Genomic DNA, 16,996 nt, shown 5'->3' with positions numbered 1-16,996 from the left:
AACCCAGCCTACGATTAGCCCCTATGGATGACTACTCCCCGAGCACGCGAGTTTTCGGCCCTCTACTGCGCGCCTTTCCGCAGGCATACCTGCGCTCGTTGCGTCATCCCGAATGGATCCCCCACGGCGTGCAGGACGTTCGCGAAATCCTCGACGGCAAAGTCACTCCTGACCTGGACAGATACAACGGTCGCACACCAATTGTCCTGGTTCACGGCACCTGGATGAACTCGTTCAACTCCTTCGCCATGTTGGGGCCGTTCCTCGCCCGGAATCGCCCCGTATTCTCACTCGATTACGGCTCCGACCCCGCCGCGCTGGTCAGCCGTCTCCGTAGCGTCAAAGCCACCACCGATTTGAGCGATGCGCTCGCTGAAGTCACCGACCTTCTCGACCGCTTCCGTGCCCACCTCTCCCTACCCCGCATCGACCTCATCGGTCATTCCCAGGGCGGTCTACACTGCCGCAGCTACGCCAACGCGAGCATCGATTCGCTTTACGACGAAGCTCTGAACCGTGGCCTCAACGAAGAAGCAGCCGAGCAGTACGCCTCCGACAACAGCCCCGTGCGGGCAGTCATCTCTCTTGCGGGAAACCACCGAGGCACTACTGCGTGGGGCATGCGCCGAAGGCTCAGTGCCCTTGAGCGATGCGGCCTACCGATGCACAAACTCGTCGACCGCCTTGTCGGCCGTGCCTGCATTCAACAGCTGCTGGACTCTGACTACATTGCGACTCTGAACCGCGCAGCGCGTGGCATTACCCGACGTGGTCCGCACTACCTGAATATCGGCACCCCTTTTGACACCGTGGTTCGCCCGTGGACCGGCGCCTTTTTGCCCGAACAAGAGGGTCACCACATTACGAACGTCAACAATGCCACTGGCGGTGGCGACTGGTCTGATCACCTCGCACTGCTCTACTCCCCCAATACGCTCGAACGCATTCACGAGTTCTTGGAGGAACTGGATGGCGCTGAAGCTGGTAATGTCCCGCATCATCCGCGACAGCGAGTCCTGCCTATGTACGGCGCCCTGCCGAGGGGCCTCGGACGGAGGAGGCTCGGACGGAGGGACCGGATCTAATTCAGCACAGAATTTTAGAACGTATTTCCAGAATTCTATTGACAGTTTTTCAAACAGGTGTACGATTTGGGTTGTAGGGAAAATTTGTAAGCAAAAGTTCTTTGGCCGGTGCACAGAGGTTGGCGGGACTGGTTGAAACAGCCTCCACCACGCTTCTCTCCACCACAGAACACAATCTTCAATTCTCCGGCGGACACGTAGTAATCAGGGGGATAACCAATGTCATCGCCGCCCACAGAACTTCCAGCACCAGGTCAAAAGCCCTCATGGGCCAACCAGCAATCCGACGACCCGATTAGCAGCGCGGCCCGTGCCATCAACGCCGCAGACCTTCAACTGATCGATATCTGCGCTCCCGGTGAGGAGGTCGATGTCAATCACCATCTTGCCCGCATAAGCATTCGAACCGGCCTTAGCCGCGGCAAGTGTTCTACGCTGTGCGAAATTGCGCTGATGTTCGAACGCCTACCAAAAGTCCGGGCTCTCATCGAATCCACCTTCTGTTTCTCGTTAGCCCATCTCCGCGCCATCGCCAATGGCGTTGCCGGGCTGTCACCAGATCAGTTCGACACGGTAGAGCCCCATCTTTTGGAAATGCTCACTCCGACGCGACCTCGACAAGCAATGGTTGGTGTCTACACGCTGTCTCGTCTAATCGGCGACTTGGTTTCTGAGTACAACGACTGCGCCCGCAACGACGGCACCCAACGGGTTCCAGAAGGCGAAGCGGTCGCACTCTCCGACACGGGCGATGGCAAGCACAAAAAGGTCACAGCAATCCTTGAAAACGACCGCGCGACCGAGCTCATGGCCAGGATTCAGGGGATTCGCAACACAGCAATCAATCGTGGTGAACAGTGCACGCAGGCGGAAGCGCTACTACAGCTGGCACAGAAATCGACCAATGCCGAGATTGTCATCAATGTCTACCGCGAGGTCGGCGGTGGGCCAGCATGGATTGATGGCGTCGGCTGGTTGAGCGAGGTAGCCACCGAAGAATGGCTTGCTCGCGCAACTCACATCCGTATCTCCGCCGACAGCAAGGTGGATGGTTACCGCCCCACTGAGAGCCAGGTGGCTCGCGTCCGTGGGCGTGACGGTACCTGCCGCTTCCCCGGCTGCGACGTCCCGGCAGCCAAGTGCGACCTGGACCATATTCAGCCGTACAACCACGACAATCCCAAGCAGGGCGGGCCGACTGACACTGAGAATCTGCACTGTCTCTGCCGCCGACACCACAATCTAAAAACGCACGAGGGCTGGGATATCGACAGATACCCCGACGGAACAGAAGTGTGGACTTCCCGTAATGGGGACACCGCGACTAGCGTTCCGGTTGGGCCGCTAAAGAACGTCGGCAAGCAAACTTTTCATCAGCGTGTGACACGGAAGATGAAGACGATTCAGAAACGCAACCTCGATTGGATGTTGTCATTTTGCCATGTATCCGATGAGGTCTGGGACCTATCCGAGGAAGAAGCAAAACGCATCGAGTCCCTCACGGATGAAGAACTCGATGCGGAGATTGAGCAGTACCGACGAAAGCAGGACGAACTACTCGACGGTGACTGACTTAGCCAGGTTGCGCGGCTTATCGATGTCCTCGTTACCGCACTGGCGAGCGATCTCAGCTGCCAGGAACTGCATCGGAATCGTAGACAACAGCGGCTGGAGCAGCGTGGACGTCTCCGGGATTTCAATCAGGTAGTTCGCAAAAGGAACCACCGACTGATCCCCTTCTTCGGCAATCACGATGGTCTTGGCACCACGGGCACGAATCTCCTGGATGTTGGAGACAATCTTGGAGTGCAGCACGGCGCGACCCTTCGGCGATGGCACTACGACGACGACCGGAAGATCATCCTCGATGAGTGCAATTGGGCCATGCTTGAGCTCGCCTGCCGGGAACCCCTCTGCGTGAATGTAGGCAAGCTCCTTGAGCTTCAGCGCACCTTCAAGTGCGACTGGGAAGCCAACGTGACGGCCGAGGAAGAGCATCGTCGGAATAGCACCGATTTCCTTGGCCATGTCGATGAACTCATCGCCCTTAGCGACGACCTTGTCAATCAGTGCCGGGATGGTCTCCAGCTCTTCAAACTCGCGAGTGACCTCATCCGGGTACTTAGTGCCGCGTGCCTGGGCAAGAGCCAATCCGACCAGGTAGTTTGCGGCTACCTGCGCCAGGAACGACTTGGTTGCAGCAACACCAATCTCCGGGCCGGCGTGCGTATAGAGCACGGCGTCAGACTCACGCGGAATCTGTGCACCGTTGGTATTGCAGACAGCCAGCACGCGGGCGCCCTGGCTCTTTGCGTGTCGCACGGCCTCAAGGGTGTCAGCAGTCTCGCCCGACTGCGAAATAGCGACCACCAGCGTCTGGCGGTCCAGCACCGGATCGCGGTAGCGGAACTCGGAAGCGACCTCAATCTCGACCGGGATACGACCCCAGTGCTCAATGGCGTACTTGGCCAACAAACCGGAGTGGTATGCGGTACCACAGGCGACGACGAAGACCTTCTCGATGTCACGCAGATCTTGGTCACTCAGGCGAGACTCGTCGAGAACGATGCGGCCGTCAACGAGGTGACCGGCCAACGTATCGCGGACGGCGGCAGCCTGCTCGTGGATTTCCTTCATCATGAAGGAGTCATAGCCACCCTTTTCGGCTGCGGCGAGATCCCAGTCGATGGTGAATGGTCGACCCTGCTGCTCATTGCCGGCGAAATCCAGAATGCGGTAGTCATCTGCGGTGATGATGACGACGTTGTCCTGCCCCAGCTCCACGGCCTCGCGGGTGTGCGCGATGAAAGCCGCAACATCGGAGCCGAGGAACATTTCGTTTTCGCCCACACCGACAATCAGCGGAGTGGAGCGACGAGCAGCGATGATGCGGTCCGGGTGGTCTGCATGAGTAAACAGCAGCGTAAAAGCACCCTCGAGGCGGTTGAGCACGGACAGCGCAGAGGCCTCGAAATCACCAGCGGTAGATCCGCCGTCGGAACCGTCCAGGGCACGGGCGAGCATGTGCGCGGCGACCTCGGAGTCGGTTTCGGACTTCAGCTCAATGCCGGCATCCTCCAGCTCCTGACGTAGCGGAGCAAAGTTCTCGATAATGCCGTTGTGGACGATAGCCACCTTGCCGTCATAGGACTGGTGTGGGTGGGCATTCTCATCAATTGGGCGACCGTGGGTAGCCCAGCGGGTGTGCCCAATTCCGGTGGTTCCAGTGATTTTGTCGCGCCCATCCGCATCAAGGGCAGCCTCGAGGTTGGCGAGTTTACCGGCCTTCTTCTCTACAGTGATATGCCCCTGATCGTCGACAATGGCAACACCCGCGGAGTCATAGCCACGGTATTCCATGCGTCGTAGCGCATCGACAGCAATATCCAGGGCGGGCTGATGGCCCACATATCCAACGATTCCACACATGCCCTACAGAATAACCCGCGAAGCGGAAAATCGTCATAACGAAATAGACATTCTCGCTCATCCTGGCACTTTTTCAGCAAAGGTATGCACCTTATAGTTAAGCTATTCACTGTGGCTGACAACTTGAAGACTCTGACATCTAATCTTTCCAAGCGTGGACCGCACCGCGTCATGGTCGGTGATCTCGCTTTTACTGGCCTGCCGGGAAAGGTCTACACGCCTGCCGAGGGCAATGGCATCCCCGGTATCGCCTTCGCACACGATTGGCGCACACCGATTGAGGAGTACCACGCCACGCTGCGTCACCTAGCTTCGTGGGGCATCGCGGTCGCTGCTCCGGACACCGAAAATGGCATCGTGGCAGATCACCGTGGTCTCGCCAACGATTTGGAGACAGCGCTCCAGATTCTCGCTGGTGTCCGCCTCGGAGAGGGCAAGGTCGTCGTCCACCCGAAGAAACTCGGCGTTGCCGGCCACGGCATGGGCGCTGGCGTAGCCGTCCTCGCCGCCGCTGGTCACGACCTCATCTCCGGCGTTGGCTGCGTCTTCCCCGCAACTACCGCGCCTTCCTCCAGCGCCGCTGCAACTAATGTCTCGGCCCCGGGCCTCGTCCTGGCTCCTGGCGAGGATCAGTGGCTCGATCGCGGTAACCCGGCTCGCCTGGCTGTTCAGTGGAAGGGCGATGTCGTTTACCGCGAAGTAGACAAGGCTGACCAGGGCAGCTTCTCGGAAACAACTCTTCTCCGTCGTCTAGCGGGCTTCTCTTCCTCCAAGGTGAAGTACCAGGAGGTTGCACGCGCCGCGCTCACAGGCTTCCTGCTGGCCACGGTCGGTGACGACAAGAAGTACTCGGATTTCGCAGACCCGACCGCCATTATCAAGGGCACAACTAACCGCGACATGGAGTGGCTCATCAAGGAGCTGCCGGAAAACCCGGAGCACTCGCTGATTCCCGGCAAGTAGTCACTAGGCCACGCTTCAGGACACGCCCCGAATCGACTTCACCGTCGGCGTCCCTTTCCCCGCCCGCCCGAACAACCGCGTAACGGTTCCCTTCGGTCGGGCGGTTTTTTGTTGCTTTTCGACGCCCGCCGCCACCTCCCTCTCCTTAATTTCGCGTGCTTTACGACGCTCCTCCAAACCCTGCAATTCTTTCTGTGCCCTCTGTATCGCCGTATCGAACTCCTGCCTGGTCATTGCAGCAGCGTCGTAATAGTCCTGCCCAATCCGGTCATATTTCGCGGCATGCTTACTCCCCACTACCACTCACCTGCCGTTGGCGAATTGACCGCGCCCACAAGCTCCTGGGCGTTGGGCTGCTCAGGGGGCTCGGGCACAGCGGAAGCAGATTCCTGCACTGATGCTGCCGAATCCTGGGCTGGTGCTGGCTGCGGCTCTGCTTGTGGTTTTGGCTGCGGTTCCGCTCGCTGTTCTGCTTGCGGCTCCTGTGGCAGCTCGATTCCCAAGTGCTTTAGTTTCTCAGCTGGAGGAGGCGGTTCAGGAACATTTTCAGGTTCGGGCTCGGGTTCAGGTTCGGGCTTGGGTTCAGGTTCGGGCTTGGGTTCTGGTTCGGGTTCCGGCACACAGTCCTCCGGCGCAGGAGCTGGTGCTGGTGCTGGTGCTGGCGCAGGTGCCTGTTCGCACACTGGCTCTTCCGTCTCCGTGCACATGTCTAAGTTGAGCAGTGAGGACGCGACACTGCCTGCAACCCCGACAGCTCCCGCAATTCCAGCGATACTGGCCGCCCCGGCAGCGCCAATGGCACCTCCAACGGATATTCCAGCAGCAACGCCTGCCTCTATCCCAATATCAACGTTGGCAACGACCCCAATTCCACCAGCGGTAGCACCGTTGCCACCGGTTACAGTAGCTCCTTCGCCACTCCCAGACTCAGCCACCTCTGCACAGGCCGCCGAGGTAGCACCCGAACTGGCAGGAACAGTAGGAGGCTGCGGCGGGGTGGCGACCACCGCGGCCTCAGTGTCACACGCTGCCTGCTCAAGACACTGCTCGATGCAACTATTACGCGCATCGTAGAGCTGACCAGTGGAGTCGACGAGACTGTTACACACCTGCTGGGCCACTTGTGCGGCTTCGGCGCCGACCTCCGGATCGTCGACAAGCGCTTCGCACTGAGAGAGGATGCCGTCGGTTTGCTCAGCCATATCTTCGGCCTGCTTTTCGCAATCCTCCAGGACCTCGTCGACTTTCTTGCCGCACTCGCCGACGCTCTGCGCGCCATTGGCGGACTGCTCATCCTGATTCGCACAGTCCTGCGCGGCTTTATCACAGCGTTCCTTGGCGGCGTCGGCGGCATCGCCTTTCAAACCGCCCCAATCGAAAGCCATAGCAATAGTTATCGCGGAGGCTATCAACCCCACGGAGTTAGAGAACTTGGATAGGGCGCTGCCCTTCCAGCCGTCAGCGCGTCGCACCTTATCCAAGACTTTGGGCAGATTCTTGCCGATGCCGCCAACCCCGCGCTTGGCTCCAATACGGCTTCCACGGCCAATAACACGCACCAATATCGGAAGAATTCGAGCAACCCATGGCATCAGTCCACTACCTCAATTCCACCGAGGTCGGCGCTCCCGTCGCTGTCACAGCCTGCAAAGACACGCCACTGTTCCCGCACTGCCGGAGCATGATTGCCAAGTCCCGCGTACATCGATTGCCCGTGCTCACGCAGCCGCGCTGCCGCCTGCTGCAGACGACGCCCCTGGGCGGCAAAACCCTGGCCACAGTCTGCCGCGGAAATATCGGGAGCGCTTCCCCACCGCTCATGGCCTTCACGGCCGCGCTGCTCGATCTCTCGGGCAGCCGCTGTCACTGCATCTTCCGAAAAGTGCAGCAAGCCTCCGCCACTGCCTCCAGTAAAACGTGCGGACACGAAAAATCCCCTTCCCCGCGAAAAACAGTTCTTATTACTGTTAGGCGCGAAAAAAGGGGATTCGGTTCCGTTGAGGTACTAGCACGGGTGCCCCCGGGGCTAACGAGCGCGGTAGATGCGCTTACACCCCTCAACACCGGTGAAGCTGAATGGGCCGGTGCCAATCAGGGCGTCGTCTCCCAGGTTGGAGTACTCACCCGGATCTTCATGCGTCACCTGAGCGTGGCGGTAGTAGGTCGGATCATCGAGCTTTACGCGTTCATCCAGTTCACGAGCATTATCTGCGGCGCGCAGCTGGGACTCGTAGCCCTCGACCACATTGCCGGTGAGGAACTCAGCAACCGAGCCGGAACCATAGGAGACAACAGCGACCTTCTTACCAGCCAGGTCCTTCTCGGTGTCCAGCAGCGAGAGCAGGCCGAAGTAGGCCGATGCGGTATAGGAGTTACCGATGATGCGGTTGTACGCGGTGGTTGGGCCGAGCTGGCGGGCCTCGTCCTCTGCGGTGAGCTCCACGCCGTTATTGGCCGAAAGCTGCCGATGCGCCTTGTAGGCCATCTTGGTAAACGGCTGGTGGTAGCTGAAGTAGTCAATCTCGCTGAAGTCCACACCGCCGCGGGCACGGTAGTCCTCGTAAGCACCCTGAACAGCGTCGATGTAAGCACTAATAGAGAGCTTGCCCTCCACCAACGCCTGGCTGCGGTGGTTCGGACGCCAGAAATCCATAACTTCGCGGGTGAAGACGCCCGAAGCGGCATCGATAGCCAGGATGCGCGGATTAGCGGTCACCAGCATGGCTACAGCACCTGCGCCCTGGGTCGGCTCCGCAGCGGAGTCCAGGTCATAGCGGGCAATGTCGGAGGCGACAACGATGACCTTCTCCTCCGGATTGCGGGCCACCAGAGCGCACGCGAACTGCAGCGCCGCGGTACCGGAGTAGCAAGCCTGCTTCAGCTCGACAGATCGCGCGTGCGGGTCAAGACCGACCAACTCATGCACATAGACAGCAGCGGCCTTCGACTGGTCGATACCGGTCTCAGTGGCGAACATGATGGTGCGCACGCCGTCGATACCGTGGCGGTCGACGATCTTCTTCACCGCGGTCGCGGCCATCGTCACCGGATCTTCATCAGAGGCAACCACGCTGGAGCGTTCCTGCCCCAGGCCCTTGTGGTACTTTGCCGGTTCCGCTCCGAGTCGGGGCGCAATATCGGCGAGGTCAATGCAGTACGAACCCGTCGCAAAGGCGATGTCATCAATACCGATCGGGGTCACATTGCTTGTTGTCATCAAAACCGTGCCTTCACTACCTCTACAGATTTTTAAGAAATAACGGGCAACGAAACATCCCCATGTCATCAGAACGGCCATCAGAGCAGTCATCAGACCACGGGATATTTTGCCCACAAAATGTTAATTGCCTACTACAGAAATCTAGCGCGTTTACCTGAGATTTGTCTTAGGTTTTGCGAATTGTCGCAAACGACTATTCACAAACCACTACTTCGCACGCTCGATAGAAACGTGCGCCTCCATCAGCTCACCCGGGTTCGTCTGTGCCGCGAGCAGGGAAAGCTCACCACACCAGACGATTGCCGCGCAGCACGCTGCTAGACGACGGGCATTCTCGCCCGGCTCACGGTCCTCCTTGCAGCCCAGCGCCGTGAGATTCTTCTCCACGAAGTCCAAGCCCTTGCCGTTGCCCACGGAACCGACGATCAAATGTGGCAGGGTGCAGCTAAAGCGCACGGAGCCGTCGTCAAGCGCCTCTACCTGCGTCAGCCCCTGCGAGCCTTCGACGATATTCGCAGCGTCCTGACCGGTAGCGAGGTAAAAGCCCAGCAGCATATTGGCGTAGTGCGCATTACCGCTGCGCAGCGAACCGGCCATGATGGAGCCGACGAGGTTCTTGCGTTCGTTGAGCTCAGCCAGGCGCTTGGCAGTTGTGCGCAGACGCTCGCGGACAACCGGCTCCGGAATGACGGCCTCGGCGATCACGTACTTACCGCGGCCCAGAATGCCATTGACTGCGGAAGTCTTCTTATCGGTACAGAAGTTGCCCGAGATCGAGCCATAGCCCAACTCTGGCATCTGTTCCATCAGGTAGGACATCAAACGCTCAGACGCCAGCGTGGCCATGTTGTGGCCCGAGGCGTCACCGGAGAAGAAGTCAAAGCGGACAAAGAGAAGACGCGATGCGATCTGGAAGTGAATATCTACCAGCTTGGCAAAACGCGAGGAGGACTCCACGACCTTCTTCAGCTCGTCATAACGAGACAGGATGTTGTCGCGCGCAATGACGGCATCAGCTGCCGAGTCGAGAGTGAAAATCACCGATCGGGTCATCTTCTCACCGACGAAAGTGCAGGTAATGCCACCTTCGATCATGCGGGAGACCTTCGCACCGCGACCACACGACGGCCACAGCGGGGTCTCGTAAGTCGCCAGCGGAATCTTCACCTCGTCATTCATGACGTTGCCACTAATGCGCACCGGACCAATCCAGCTCAGCGGTACGTGTGCATATTCCAGGTCGTGCGAGCTCTTTTCAGCCATTGTCCTAAGCGACCCTTTCTAGCTGCATGCAGCTTCGGTTCCCAGCTTCTGTAAATTTCAGCTGTCTTAAATTCTACGGTCAAAAAACTGTGGTCAAAGTTGAGCGGCCAGCTTCAGCGGCAACGGCTGGATGCCAGCGGTTTGCCAGCGCGCGGTGATGTCCGCGGCAGTCTCCTCGGCATCGGCATCTTTTGAGACTCCCACCAGCGCGATTCCACAGTCACCACCACCGGAGCCACTGCTCTTGCCCGCGGCCCCCGCGCCATCGGCGATGTCGGCGAGCGCTTTCAGTTTCTCCGTCTCGATGCACACAGCACGCTCACGCTCATAGTCCTGCAGCAGCGTCCGATTCTCACGCAGGCAGGCAAACGCCGCCGTGTGGTCGCCGTCGGCAAGCGCCTGCCAGAGTCTTTCGCTTATCGACGAGACCCCGCGCACAAAATCACGGTCTGCGCCACCGGCCTTCTTCAACTGCGAGTCCGTCTTCACCGGACTGCCCGTCCAGCCGACCAACAGTTGTAGCCCACCGAGGTCGGTGCGGGCGTCAATGCGAAGATTCGGCCACGGTGCCGCCACGGCAGCGACAGGATCAGCCGCCACGAGCTCTGCGAGCGCCGTCGGATTCGGCCGGCGATAGAGCACCACCCCGCCGTGCGCGGAGCACGCGATATCGCCGCCGGAACCAGCTGCACCAGCCAGAAGCGTGGCCACCATCGCAATCTTGTACACGTCCAGTGAATCCAGCTCCAGACCCAGGTGCGTCCCCAGCGCACGAGTTACAGCCACAGCGACAGCCCCGGAGGATCCCAGGCCATACTTCGCACCACTGTCGGCGTCATCGAGGTCTGATTCAATGACGATATTTATGGGGCGCTCTGGGGTGTTTTCCAACTCGCCCGCAGCAATGCGATAGACCAGGGAAATCGTATGGGTAGCGATGTCATCTGGTGCATCGATATCAATGACGCGCCCCTGCGGGCCGTAATAGCTGGAGTACACGCGAGAGACCGGCTGCGATGGTTCGGCATCGCGGCACCGAACTGTCACATAGCGGTCGACACCTGCGATGACGGCCAGCCCCTCGACATCCATCACCGCATACTCACCAGTGAGGTACAGCTTGCCGCAGCCACGGCCGATGGACTCGCCTTCGATAGGTCCGCCTTTAGCGTTGCTCAACTACTCCCCCAGCTACACCAGGTAAGCGCCGGGGCCGGAGCCGGAAACCAGCACGTCAATATCCTCGAACTCTGCGCGGAAACGATCCGCGATGGTCTCGGCATCGCCGCTGCGGCACAGCACCTTCACGTTCGGCCCGGCATCCATGGTGGCGTAGCACTCGGTGCCCTCGTCACGCAGCGTAGCGACGAGATCGAGAGCCGCCACCGAATCCGGATTCCAGTACCGCACCGGAGGAAGAGCCCCCAGCATAGTGGCGTGCATGCGCATGGCATTGGCCTCGGCAAGCTCGCCGACCGCAGTGAAGTCCGCAGCGGCAATGGCGGCCTTCATGTCCTCGATATCACGAGGCACCTGCTCCACCCAGGCCGGGAAGAACGGTGATGTCTCGACCGTGCGACGCATGGCGGCACGGCTGTCAATCTTCTTGCGCCCCGGGGCCAAAACCGCCACGACCAGGGAGAGATCCAGGCCGGAATCCGGCAGAGCCACTGCGTGGCTGGAAGCATCGTCATCGCCGGGCAGCCACTCAACGAGGCCGCCGAAAATAGAGCGACAGGCCGAGCCCGAACCGCGACGGGCCAGAGCAGAGAGCTGTTCCGGGGTGTAGTCCAGGCCGTAGGCCTTCGCCGCGGCCAGCGCGAGAGCGCCAAAACCTGACGCGGACGAAGCCAGACCCGCACCCGTCGGAATCTCGTTGGTGCTGGTCACCTCTGCGAAGCTAGTGCTGCCCGCACGCTCGCGGACCAAATCCAAAAACTTCTGGACACGGGAGAGGTCCTTGCCCACCATCTCCTGGCCGTTCAGAGTGCCCGAGTCGGCGGTGACGCTGGGATCGTCGATAAGCGACACCGTGGTCGTCGTCGGAGCGATGCCCAGAGTAAGGGACAGCGAACCTGTGGCCGGTAGCTGCACGGCCTCATCGCGCTTGCCCCAGTATTTAATCAGAGCGATGTTGGGATGAGCGACGGCGGTAGCGGTCGTGGTCACGAGGGATTTACCTCCACAGTCCAAGTAGCAACGGCATTGGCGCCCATCATGGCATGGCTAATCAGTTCCGCGTGATCGGCGGACTCTGCCAGCGCCATCACACAGCCACCGCAACCGGCACCAGTGAGCTTTGCCCCGTGGGCACCTGCCAGTCGGGCGGCAGTGACGAGATCGGTAATGGACTCATGCCCAACACCTAGTTCCTCTAGCGCTTCCTGCGCCGAGTCCATGCGATGTCCCAGACGGGCAAAATCGCCCTTGGCCAGGTTGTGCACCGCGCCATCGGCCAGCTGCCCCAAGTGGTCCAACAACTCTTGGCCGTGGACTCGGTGGGAATCGACGAAACCACGCACGCGGGCAACGGCCAGCGACGTCGAACCACGCACACCGGTATCCCCCAGCACCAGCAACATCTTCTTGGCCACCTTCAGCGGATGGAACTCACCCTGCTTGAAGTAAACCGGACGCGATGCGCGGGCAACCGTGGCATCCAGGCCAGAGGGGTTACCGTGCGCCAGACGCTCAGCTTCCTGCACCAGGTCAAAGCGCTGACGCTCGGTCAGAGTGCCATCGGCGAGGTCACGCACTGCGTCGATAAGCGCATGTGCCACTGCGGCAGAACCACCCAGCCCTGCGGCGGGCGGGATACCAGAGCGGAGACGAACCAGCAGGTCGCGTTCGGGAATACCGAAGGTGCGCAGGCCAGCGCGGAGTGCAGCGGCGATGGAGGCAAAGCGCTCCGGCAGCTCGTCGATGTCGATGACCTCGCCGTCCATGGAAAACAGGACTGGAGAATCCTCCACGCGGTCAATCCACGCCATCGTGCGCAGCGACGTCACCGGCAGCGCAATAGCCGGCTTGCCGTAGACGACAGAGTGCTCACCCAACAAAATCGACTTGGCATGGCCTTCACCGAATGCGGCACCCTGTTCATTGGCCAGGGCATAGAACTCCCCGGTCTCCAATTCCTCGGACTTGTCGAGGCCGAAGTCGTCGACGCTGGCGTTTTCTACGCTGGTCACGAAGCTACACATCCTTTTCCGAAACCGACTGTGCGGCAGCCTGCGCCTCTGCGGGGCCATGGATACCCGGCACACCCGCAATGTCGAAACCGTACTTGGAGAACTTCTCCGCCCCGACACCCCAGACGTGGTTAAACCACTCCGTCATCGGTTCGTTCGCACGACGTTCTGCGAGCTCCTGCGGGGTCACGTACACCACTTCATCGACCTCATCGGGGTTGATATCCACCGACTTCGGATCGACGATGCCGGCGTACACGTGGTTGTACTCGTGCTCTGCCAATCCCGAACGATCATCGATGACCTGGTAGATAACAATGCCGATTTCCTCCAACTGGGAGACATCCGCACCGAGCTCTTCCTTCGCACGACGCTCAACGGCATCGGCCACCGGCTCCCCCGGCAGTGGGTGCGAGCAGGTCGCATTCGTCAGTAACAGTGGTGAGTGATACTTCGACTCCGCACGGCGCTGCAGCAGCATGCGTCCCTGCTCATCGAAGAGGAAAAGAGAAAAGGCACGGTGCAAAATTCCCGGCGGAACGTGTGCTTCAAGCTTGCCGACGGTACCGAGAACTCGACCGTCACGATCGACTACCTCTACCTGGATGTCGGCTTCACCCGGGGCAAAACGGGCTTTAATGTCCTCTGGCGCATCATTCATTTCCACACTCCTGACTTTAGACTGCGGCCACGACAGCAGCTAACTCCCCGGCAATCTTGCGCGCCGATTCCGCATCGGCGGCCTCTACCATTACGCGGAAGAGCTCCTCGGTGCCGGACGGGCGCAGCAGCACGCGGCCGGTGGAACCCAGCTTCTCCTCTGCTGCCTCGATGGCGGCCTTGACCTCATCAGACTCCAGAATTGCGGCCTTGTTCGACACCGGTACGTTGATCAGAGTCTGCGGCAGCACCTTCATTACGGAGGCCAGCTCAGCCAGAGACTTACCAGTGCGTGCCATCCGCGCCATGAGGTACAGACCGGTGAGGGTGCCGTCACCAGTGGTGGCGTGATCCGGAATGACCACGTGCCCCGACTGCTCACCGCCGAGCGAGTAACCGCCAGCGTTCAAATCAGCCAGCACATAGCGGTCGCCGACCTTGGTGGTGCGCAGGGCGATATCGTTTTCCTCCATCGCCAGCTTGAGGCCGAGGTTGCTCATCACAGTGGCCACCAGCGTGTTGTGGTGCAACAGCCCCTCTTCCTTCATGGCGACGGCCAGAATGGCCATGATTTGATCACCGTCGACGATGTTGCCCTGCGAATCCACAGCCAGGCAGCGGTCGGCATCGCCATCGTGAGCCAGTCCCAGATCCGCGCCGTGCTCCAGCACTGCCGCGCGCAAAACCTCAATGTGGGTGGAACCGCAGTTGTCGTTGATGTTGTAAGAGTTCGGCTTGTCGTGAATAGCGACGACGTCGGCACCGGCGGCCGCGTACGCCATGGGGGCTGCCTGCGAAGCAGCACCATTTGCACAATCCACCACGACGCGAATGCCGTCGAGCTTGGTACTGACCGCACGGGAGAGGTGGAACAGGTAGCGGTCGAGCCCGTCTGGGGCCTCCTCGATGACACGCCCCACTCCGGTGCCCGTGGGGCCGGTCTCCGGCAGGTTGTGGAGAGCGTGTTCGATTTCCTTCTCCACCGCGTCGTCAAGCTTGGTGCCGCCCGCGGCGAAGAACTTGATGCCGTTGTCCGGCATGGGGTTGTGAGAAGCCGAAATCATCACACCCATGTCGGCACCGTAGTCGTCGGTGAGGAAAGCGACAGCCGGAGTGGGCAGCACGCCGACACGCAAAACGTCGACGCCCTGGGAAGCCATGCCGGCAGACAGCGCTGCGGCGAGCATCTCACCGGAGACACGCGGATCGCGGCCAACGATGGCCAGGGGACGACGCCCCGACGGATTCGTGCCGCTAGTCAGCACAGTGGCCGCAGCAGCACCCAGCCGCATTGCCAGCGGTGCGGTCAGAGTCTTATTCGCCAAACCGCGGACGCCATCAGTTCCGAAAAGACGTGCCATTGTTGCTAGACCACTCCTTGGGGGTTTTATGAGTTTTGGTATCGCGGACTATTGCATTGTCAATGCTGTATTACTTTAGCCGGTCGCGCAGGCGAATCCAGACTAGCCACAGGACACAATTGGCTGCGGGTCATAAACCGTAGTCTGAGTTTCACGCGATATTTCCGCGCCCGAGAGGTCCCGAATGACGCGTGTATCGGAAGTGGTGAAGCCCTGCGCACCCGACGACGGCTGGCAAGAGCTGCCACTGACCTGCATACGCTGTGGTTGCGTGTATGCCCAACGTCCACCATTGATGGACTCAACGTTGACCTTCTTCACACCCTTGATGCGCACAGTGACGTCGGAGCCAGTAGTAACGGCCTCGATGAGAATCGGAGTGTCGGAACTGTTCTTAAACGCTAGGTCGATTGCGCCCTCGTACACCGTCGCCTCACGGCCGGCCGGGTAACGCGAAATGTAGTAACTGTGCGGAGTGTGCGCGACATCCTCCATGCCCGCAAAGTACGAAGCATTGTACAAAGTGGTAGCGAACTGGCTAATGCCACCGCCGACAGCCTTATCCGCATGGCCGTTGAGGATGATGCCCGACTCGACAAAACCCTGCGCAGTACCGCGCGGACCCGTGTAGCCGTTCAGGCTGAATGTATCGCCCGGCGCCACGAATGCGCCGTTGACCATCTGCGACACCAGGGCAATGTTTGTTCCCGATGCCGAGCTGAAGCCACCGGTGGTGAACTCACCAATGACATCATCGAAGGTGGCACTTTCCGCTTGTTCGGTGGTGTAGGTGGCGGGCTTGTCCTCGTAGACCGCATCGAACTCGCGCTTATCCGTCGAAGTCACACGCTCGGCGAAGTCCTTCATAGTTTCATCCCACTTCACGGCTACGCCATCAACCGAGGGGACCACTTCACGCGAACCACCGCTGAAGCGTATCGACGCATTGCGCTTATCAACCTCGGAAGCAGCCAGCCCCTCCTCGAGGATCTCGCGTGCGCGGTCGACATTAATATCGGCGGCCAATCCACCGTCGCGCGGCACAAAGCTGATGATTTCAGCCATGCGCTCCGGAGGAATTACACCATCTTTGCCATCACGGCCCTTGGCAACAATGGGGCCCGACACCGCATCGGCGGCCTCTCCCTCAGCTGCCTCACGGACCTGATCCTCACCGATAGCCGGGTCGTGCGCGGTGGTCTCTACATCGATACCCTCCGGCGACAACCACTTGGCGGCCAAATCCCCGCTGACCGCATTGCGGTCGACATCTTGGCCGATGACCGGTGGAGTTGTTTCCACGCGGCCGTCGACAAGCTTGACCTCACCATCGACGGGAGCAATAGTCAGTTCGCCGACGAGACGGTCGACCTGCGGCTCGAACTTAGAGCTATCGATATCGCTGACCAAATCCAGCTCACGGGTAGTAAAGAAACTGCGCACCCAGGTAACTGGGTTCGCCGTCTGCTTACCCGCCTGCGCGACCGTCTTCTCCCAGTCGATGCTCAGCCCCGCCTCCTCGGGCAGAACCTCCGCCGTGCGTTCGCCGGCACGAAACGCCACTGGATGAGTGGAAAGATCACCGAGCTGCTCTTCGAGCTTCGCCTCAGCGTGATTCGCGCTCAGCGTGCTGATGTCAATACCCGCGACGGTAGACCCGCGCGGGACATGGTCCTTGTTCAGCACGTAATCGACAGCGTAAAACACACCGAAGAGTGCGAAGATACCGAGGACGATGCCGAGGAAAATCTTTAATCCACGGTGACTGGAGGAAGACTTTTGTTTGGCCACAGCCACTTACTTTACCGTGGAAACACTACTAAC

At 60.0% G+C, this 16,996-nt stretch carries 15 protein-coding genes; 3 read left to right on the top strand and 12 right to left on the bottom strand.

What is annotated here, in order from left to right; translation table 11 throughout:
- Window positions 1-23: 23 nt before the first annotated feature.
- Together HMPREF3053_RS09000 and HMPREF3053_RS08995 are read left to right on the top strand one after the other, a co-directional pair.
- Window positions 24-1,085, top strand: coding sequence for an esterase/lipase family protein (locus HMPREF3053_RS09000; RefSeq protein ID WP_070767595.1), 1,062 nt, complete (start codon window positions 24-26; stop codon window positions 1,083-1,085).
- A gap of 219 nt (window positions 1,086-1,304) precedes the next feature.
- The gene (locus HMPREF3053_RS08995; RefSeq protein ID WP_049169963.1) at window positions 1,305-2,657 is read left to right on the top strand and encodes an HNH endonuclease signature motif containing protein; all 1,353 of its coding nucleotides are present in this window, start codon (window positions 1,305-1,307) and stop codon (window positions 2,655-2,657) included.
- Here the strand turns inward: HMPREF3053_RS08995 and glmS are convergent.
- The gene (gene glmS, locus HMPREF3053_RS08990) at window positions 2,640-4,514 is read right to left on the bottom strand and encodes a glutamine--fructose-6-phosphate transaminase (isomerizing) (protein ID WP_070767594.1); all 1,875 of its coding nucleotides are present in this window, start codon (window positions 4,512-4,514) and stop codon (window positions 2,640-2,642) included. The two genes, HMPREF3053_RS08995 and glmS, sit on opposite strands and share 18 nt — an antisense overlap.
- Before the next feature lie 84 nt (window positions 4,515-4,598).
- Here glmS and HMPREF3053_RS08985 point away from each other — a divergent pair, with 84 nt between their 5' ends.
- Window positions 4,599-5,477 (top strand): dienelactone hydrolase family protein, encoded by an 879-nt coding sequence (locus HMPREF3053_RS08985; RefSeq protein ID WP_070549713.1) that lies wholly within the window; start codon window positions 4,599-4,601, stop codon window positions 5,475-5,477.
- A gap of 15 nt (window positions 5,478-5,492) precedes the next feature.
- Here HMPREF3053_RS08985 and HMPREF3053_RS08980 read toward each other — a convergent pair whose 3' ends face one another.
- The 11 genes from HMPREF3053_RS08980 to HMPREF3053_RS08930 form a co-directional block, all read right to left on the bottom strand.
- Window positions 5,493-5,774 (bottom strand): hypothetical protein, encoded by a 282-nt coding sequence (locus HMPREF3053_RS08980; RefSeq protein ID WP_070549712.1) that lies wholly within the window; start codon window positions 5,772-5,774, stop codon window positions 5,493-5,495.
- Window positions 5,774-7,069 carry a hypothetical protein gene (locus tag HMPREF3053_RS08975; protein ID WP_070549711.1) on the bottom strand — a complete coding sequence of 432 codons (1,296 nt, stop codon included), beginning with the start codon at window positions 7,067-7,069 and terminating at the stop codon, window positions 5,774-5,776. The genes HMPREF3053_RS08980 and HMPREF3053_RS08975 overlap by 1 nt, the downstream gene beginning before the upstream one ends.
- Window positions 7,069-7,404 (bottom strand): hypothetical protein, encoded by a 336-nt coding sequence (locus HMPREF3053_RS08970; protein WP_016422101.1) that lies wholly within the window; start codon window positions 7,402-7,404, stop codon window positions 7,069-7,071. Before HMPREF3053_RS08970 ends, HMPREF3053_RS08975 begins: the two co-directional genes overlap by 1 nt.
- Before the next feature lie 99 nt (window positions 7,405-7,503).
- Window positions 7,504-8,694, bottom strand: a complete 1,191-nt coding sequence (locus HMPREF3053_RS08965) for a hydroxymethylglutaryl-CoA synthase (RefSeq protein WP_070545663.1) — start codon at window positions 8,692-8,694, stop codon at window positions 7,504-7,506.
- Between the two features lie 210 nt (window positions 8,695-8,904).
- Window positions 8,905-9,960, bottom strand: coding sequence for a hydroxymethylglutaryl-CoA reductase (locus HMPREF3053_RS08960; RefSeq protein ID WP_049190384.1), 1,056 nt, complete (start codon window positions 9,958-9,960; stop codon window positions 8,905-8,907).
- A 93-nt stretch (window positions 9,961-10,053) separates the two neighbouring features.
- Entirely contained in the window at window positions 10,054-11,139 is a 1,086-nt protein-coding gene (locus HMPREF3053_RS08955) for a phosphomevalonate kinase (protein ID WP_070438132.1), read from the bottom strand.
- 12 nt (window positions 11,140-11,151) lie between these two features.
- Complete coding sequence (gene mvaD / locus HMPREF3053_RS08950) at window positions 11,152-12,129, bottom strand: diphosphomevalonate decarboxylase (protein WP_048731502.1); 978 nt, start codon at window positions 12,127-12,129, stop codon at window positions 11,152-11,154.
- A complete protein-coding gene (mvk, locus tag HMPREF3053_RS08945) occupies window positions 12,126-13,151 on the bottom strand; it encodes a mevalonate kinase (protein ID WP_241482029.1) in 1,026 nt (341 codons plus the stop codon). The genes mvaD and mvk overlap by 4 nt, the downstream gene beginning before the upstream one ends.
- Before the next feature lie 4 nt (window positions 13,152-13,155).
- Window positions 13,156-13,812, bottom strand: coding sequence for an isopentenyl-diphosphate Delta-isomerase (gene idi, locus HMPREF3053_RS08940; protein ID WP_016422095.1), 657 nt, complete (start codon window positions 13,810-13,812; stop codon window positions 13,156-13,158).
- 16 nt (window positions 13,813-13,828) lie between these two features.
- The gene (gene glmM, locus HMPREF3053_RS08935) at window positions 13,829-15,172 is read right to left on the bottom strand and encodes a phosphoglucosamine mutase (RefSeq protein WP_070767593.1); all 1,344 of its coding nucleotides are present in this window, start codon (window positions 15,170-15,172) and stop codon (window positions 13,829-13,831) included.
- Window positions 15,173-15,274: 102 nt separating this feature from the next.
- Window positions 15,275-16,963 carry a VanW family protein gene (locus HMPREF3053_RS08930; protein ID WP_070438199.1) on the bottom strand — a complete coding sequence of 563 codons (1,689 nt, stop codon included), beginning with the start codon at window positions 16,961-16,963 and terminating at the stop codon, window positions 15,275-15,277.
- Window positions 16,964-16,996: the final 33 nt, after the last annotated feature.

This window comes from Corynebacterium sp. HMSC064E07, from assembly GCF_001815745.1.
Lineage (GTDB): Bacteria > Actinomycetota > Actinomycetes > Mycobacteriales > Mycobacteriaceae > Corynebacterium > Corynebacterium jeikeium_D.
The sequence above is the reverse complement of the archived record's forward strand: the minus strand, read 5'-3'. Positions and strand labels throughout refer to the sequence as shown.

What these genes read in the sequence shown, in the direction of transcription:
- HMPREF3053_RS09000 (WP_070767595.1), top strand. Translation starts at nt 24, where the DNA reads ATGGATGACTACTCCCCGAGCACGCGAGTTTTCGGCCCTCTACTGCGC.
- HMPREF3053_RS08995 (WP_049169963.1), top strand. Translation starts at nt 1,305, where the DNA reads ATGTCATCGCCGCCCACAGAACTTCCAGCACCAGGTCAAAAGCCCTCA.
- glmS (WP_070767594.1), bottom strand. Translation starts at nt 4,514, where the DNA reads ATGTGTGGAATCGTTGGATATGTGGGCCATCAGCCCGCCCTGGATATT.
- HMPREF3053_RS08985 (WP_070549713.1), top strand. Translation starts at nt 4,599, where the DNA reads ATGCACCTTATAGTTAAGCTATTCACTGTGGCTGACAACTTGAAGACT.
- HMPREF3053_RS08975 (WP_070549711.1), bottom strand. Translation starts at nt 7,069, where the DNA reads ATGCCATGGGTTGCTCGAATTCTTCCGATATTGGTGCGTGTTATTGGC.
- HMPREF3053_RS08965 (WP_070545663.1), bottom strand. Translation starts at nt 8,694, where the DNA reads ATGACAACAAGCAATGTGACCCCGATCGGTATTGATGACATCGCCTTT.
- HMPREF3053_RS08960 (WP_049190384.1), bottom strand. Translation starts at nt 9,960, where the DNA reads ATGGCTGAAAAGAGCTCGCACGACCTGGAATATGCACACGTACCGCTG.
- idi (WP_016422095.1), bottom strand. Translation starts at nt 13,812, where the DNA reads ATGAATGATGCGCCAGAGGACATTAAAGCCCGTTTTGCCCCGGGTGAA.
- glmM (WP_070767593.1), bottom strand. Translation starts at nt 15,172, where the DNA reads ATGGCACGTCTTTTCGGAACTGATGGCGTCCGCGGTTTGGCGAATAAG.